Below are 4,377 nucleotides of genomic sequence, written 5' to 3' on the forward strand. Positions count from 1 at the left end.
CAGGCGCGTCTTCACCGCGGCGATGAACTCATCCTCGTCCATCTGCTCGAAGCGGCCGAAGAACAGGATATTGCTGTGATCCTTGCCGTCCTTGTAGACGACCGGCGGCGCCTTGCCGACACGGGGGAGCACAGCCGACACCGCGAGCAGCGCCGACAGGAAGGAAAAGGTCGCGAGGATAGTGAGCGGCATCGCGAGTGCCCCGCTCCCCGAACGCGCCTGGCCGATCGCGAGCGTGAAGACGACAAAGGTCGCGCCCATCAGGATCGACGCCTTCTGGTCGGCCATTTGCGACAATTGCATCGTGATCTGCTGGCTCGTGCGAACCAGATGCACCGCGTTCGGCGGGAAGGAAATCGCCGGCCGTTCGGGCGATGTCCTTGATTCTGCGCTGTCCATGCCAAGCTGCCCCTGCTGGCGACCCGTCGCAGGGATGACATGAAGTCCCGCGAGCGGCAAGATGCTGCCCTGTTCCCGCCGCATTCGCTTGCCAATCGGAAACCCTCGCGGCATGCCCGCGCGCATTCTTATCCTATATAGGACGCATAAAATGAGCACCGCCCTGCGCGACCAGATTTTCGGCCTGATCGGCCCGTTCAACAAGAAGGGCGTCGAACTGACCGACGCGACGACCTTTGCAGGCGACCTCGAATGGGACAGCCTGACGGTGATGGATTTCGTCGCCGAGGTCGAAGACACGTTCGACATCATCATCAGCATGAACATGCAGGCCGAAATCGAAACCGTCGGCCAGCTGGTCGCCGCGGTCGAGAAATTGCAGGGCTGACGCCTTGGTGCACCCCGGCGAAAGCCGGGGCCCATCGCAACGTCGCACAACCTATCTGGACCCCGGCTTTCGCCGGGGCACACGGAAGAACCAAATGACCGACCTCTTTTCGAAATTCGACCCGCTGATCCAGCAGCGCGAGGATCTGCTCGCGACCGGCGTCACCGATCCGTTCAGCCTGGTGATGGAAAAGGTGATTTCGCCGACCGTCGCGATCTGCAACGGGCGCGAGACGATCCTGCTCGGCACCTACAACTATATGGGCATGACCTTCGACGAGGATGTCATCGCCGCGGGCAAGGACGCGCTCGACAAATTCGGCAGCGGCACGACCGGCAGCCGCGTCCTCAACGGCACCTATCAGGGCCACAAGGAGTGCGAAGACGCGCTCAAGGAATTCTACGCCATGGATCATGCCATGGTGTTCTCGACCGGATACCAGGCGAACCTCGGCATCATTTCGACGATCGCGGGCAAGGGCGACTATGTCATCCTCGACATCGACAGCCACGCGTCGATCTATGACGGGTGCAAGATGGGCGACGCCGAAATCGTCGCTTTCCGCCACAATGACGTCGAAGCGCTCGAAAAGCGCCTGAAGCGCTTGCCCCCCGACGCGGGCAAGCTCGTCGTGCTCGAGGGCGTCTATTCGATGCTCGGCGACATCGCACCGCTGAAGGAAATGATCCGCGTCTCGAAGGAAGCCGGCGCGATGGTGCTGGTCGACGAAGCCCATTCTATGGGCTTCATCGGCGAGCACGGCCGCGGCGTCGCCGAGGCGCAGGGCGTGATCGACGATGTCGACTTCATCATCGGTACGTTCAGCAAGAGCGTCGGCACCGTCGGCGGCTTCTGCGTGTCGAACCATCCGAAGTTCGAGATCATGCGGCTCGTCTGCCGCCCCTATGTTTTTACCGCCTCGCTGCCGCCGAGCGTCGTCGCGACCGCCGCGACGAGCATCCGCAAACTGATGCACGGGTCGAACAAGCGCGCGCACCTCTGGGAAAATTCGAAGGTGCTGCACCAGGGCCTTCGCGACCTCGGCTTCACGCTCGGCACCGAAGAGCCGCAGTCGGCGATCATCGCGGTGATCATGCCCGACCTCGAACGCGGCGCGATGATGTGGGAAGCGCTGCTCGAAGAAGGGCTTTACGTCAACCTCGCGCGCCCGCCGGCGACGCCCGCGGGCATGACGCTGCTGCGCTGCTCGCTCTGCGCCGAACATAGCATCGAGCAGGTCAGGGAAATCCTTGGCCGGTTCGAACGCGCAGGCGCACGCGTGGGTATTATCGGCTGAATCGAGCCCGGCTGCCGACCAGCGGATTCCTTTTCGGGGCGAGTTGAAGCGGCGCCGGATCGGCAAGGGCTTCGGCGCTTTGCGGCGCCGTGCTTGTCCGGTAAGACGTGCGCGTGTTCGAGCGGGATATCGATAATGAAAACGACGGCCGGCGGGAGCGTATTCGCTTCTGGCTGACGATCGTTCTTGGCGCGGTCCTGACCGGAATCGTCGGAGCGCTCGTGCTGCTGCTTGCGCAGGCCAACGATAATTACGACCGCTCGCTCGGCTGGCAGACGCAGAGCATGGAGGTGATCTCGCAGACCCGCTCGGTCGACGCGGCGATCGCGCGCGCCGAAGCGGCGCTCGGCCGCTTCGCGGTCGGGCTGCAGAAAGAGGACGGCCGCATTTACGAGTACCAATGGGGTCGCGCGCGGCAGTTCCTCACGCAATTGCGAAGAAATGTGCGCGACAATCCGAAACAGATGGCGCTCGTCGAACAGCTGACGCGCGAAATGGACAGTCGCGGCGCCCAGCTCGGCGATGCGGCGCTCAGCGCGAATTACAACCAGACCGTCGCCGCCATTTCCAAATTCTACGCGGCCGGCAAGGGCCAGGGGCTCGGCCGGATCGACAAGGTGCTGAGCGAGATCATCGCCAACGAGCGAGCGCTGCTCCGCGAGCGCAACCGCCTTGCCGCCGCCGATCGCGCCAGCCTCAACCAGGCGATCCTGCTCTTCTCGCTGCTCGGCGCCGCCGCCGCGGTCATCGCAATCGGCGCGACCTTCTCGCTGATCCGCGCCGAGGGCGAACGGCGCCTCGCACGGCGTGAGCAGTTCGCCGAAAGCGACCGCGCGATGCAGCTCGAAGCCGCGGTCGAGGAACGCACCGCCGAGCTTGCGCACGCGAACGATGCACTGCGCAACGAGATGACCGATCGCGAGGCGGCCGAGGCGCAGTTGCGCCAGGCCCAGAAGATGGAAGCGGTCGGTCAATTGACCGGCGGCATCGCACATGATTTCAACAATATGCTCGCGGTCGTCGTCGGTGGGCTCGAACTCGCGCAGCGCTGGCTACCCGGCAAACCCGAAAAAGCGCAGCGGCACCTCGTCAACGCGCTCGACGGTGCCAATCGCGCGGCCGACCTGACACGGCGGCTCCTCACCTTTGCCCGGTCGGAACCCGCCCGCCCCGAAATGACCGTCGTCGACGAATGCATCGCCAGCTTTGCCGAACTGATCGAGCGGACGATCGGCGACCGGATTGCGTTGACACTCGAACTCCAGGCCGACCACCTCGCGTGCTGGGTCGACCGGCAACAGTTCGAAAATGCGCTGCTCAACCTCGCGGTCAACGCGCGCGACGCGATGAACGGCCACGGATCACTGACCATCCGCACGGTCGGCGATGGCGAGGACCGGGCACTCGCGGTGCAGGTGATCGACACCGGCTGCGGCATGTCGCCCGAGGTGCTCGAGCGCGTCTTCGACCCCTTCTACACCACCAAACCCGCCGGTCAGGGAACCGGGCTCGGGATGAGCCAGGTCTTCGCTTTCTGTCGCCAATCGGGCGGCGAGGTGCAGATTTCCTCGACCGAAGGCGAAGGGACGAGCGTCGCGATGCTGCTTCCGGTCGCCAAACCGCAGGGGGATGCCGTGACCGAAACGCTGGCTGACGAAGCCGCCAGTCCAGACACGCCCGCCGACGCGCTCAGTATTCTCGTTGTCGAAGACGATGCGCGCGTTCTTGCCGCAACGGTCGATGCAGTCAGCGAACTCGGCCACACCGCGGTCGCGTGCGGAAATCCGCTGGAGGCCGAGGCTCTGGTGGAAGACCATGGGGGCTTCGACCTCATATTGTCCGACGTCCTGATGCCCGAGCTCACGGGGCCCGAAATGGTCGCGAAACTGAAGCAGCGCTGGCCCGAACTGTCGGTGCTGTTCGTGACGGGCTATGCCGGTGACGCAAGCGAGGACGCTGCCTTCGGCGACCATGACGTGCTGCGAAAGCCGTTCACGCTGACGGCGCTCGATCAGGCGATCCGGCGCAGCGGCGAGCCCCGGCCCGAGGGGCAACGGCTGGCCAGCTAGCGGATCGCGCCGCTCTTCATCAGCCGCGGGACCAACGTCAGCGCGGCGACGAGGGGCCAGCGGCGTTGCCAGGGCTTGATCTCGATCTTCGTGCCCGCGTGGCGGTTGATCTTCCACGCCAGATAATCGATCCCCCCCGCATAGGTGAGGCTGGCCTTCGCGAGCCGCGCGATGCTGAGAAGCTTGCCCTCCAGCCGCCGCCGCGTCCAGCCGCCGCTACGCAC

At 64.7% G+C, this 4,377-nt stretch carries 4 protein-coding genes and 1 pseudogene; 3 read left to right on the plus strand and 2 right to left on the minus strand.

What is annotated here, in order from left to right; translation table 11 throughout:
* The coding region (locus VGD20_RS07475; RefSeq protein WP_331133844.1) for a Pycsar system effector family protein at positions 1-483 on the minus strand (483 nt) is incomplete at its 3' end.
* Between the two features lie 67 nt (positions 484-550).
* Here VGD20_RS07475 and VGD20_RS07480 point away from each other — a divergent pair.
* From VGD20_RS07480 to VGD20_RS07490, 3 genes are all read left to right on the plus strand, one after another.
* Positions 551-787 (plus strand): acyl carrier protein, encoded by a 237-nt coding sequence (locus VGD20_RS07480; RefSeq protein WP_088472186.1) that lies wholly within the window; start codon positions 551-553, stop codon positions 785-787.
* Between the two features lie 94 nt (positions 788-881).
* Entirely contained in the window at positions 882-2,084 is a 1,203-nt protein-coding gene (gene spt / locus VGD20_RS07485) for a serine palmitoyltransferase (RefSeq protein WP_331133845.1), read from the plus strand.
* Positions 2,085-2,197: 113 nt separating this feature from the next.
* Positions 2,198-4,153, plus strand: a complete 1,956-nt coding sequence (locus VGD20_RS07490; RefSeq protein ID WP_331133846.1) for an ATP-binding protein — start codon at positions 2,198-2,200, stop codon at positions 4,151-4,153.
* Here VGD20_RS07490 and VGD20_RS07495 read toward each other — a convergent pair.
* Positions 4,150-4,377 (minus strand): annotated as a pseudogene (locus VGD20_RS07495) (hypothetical protein); the annotation flags it as partial. The gene VGD20_RS07490 and the pseudogene VGD20_RS07495 overlap by 4 nt on opposite strands.

Source organism: Sphingopyxis sp. (genome assembly GCF_036402335.1).
GTDB lineage: Bacteria > Pseudomonadota > Alphaproteobacteria > Sphingomonadales > Sphingomonadaceae > Sphingopyxis.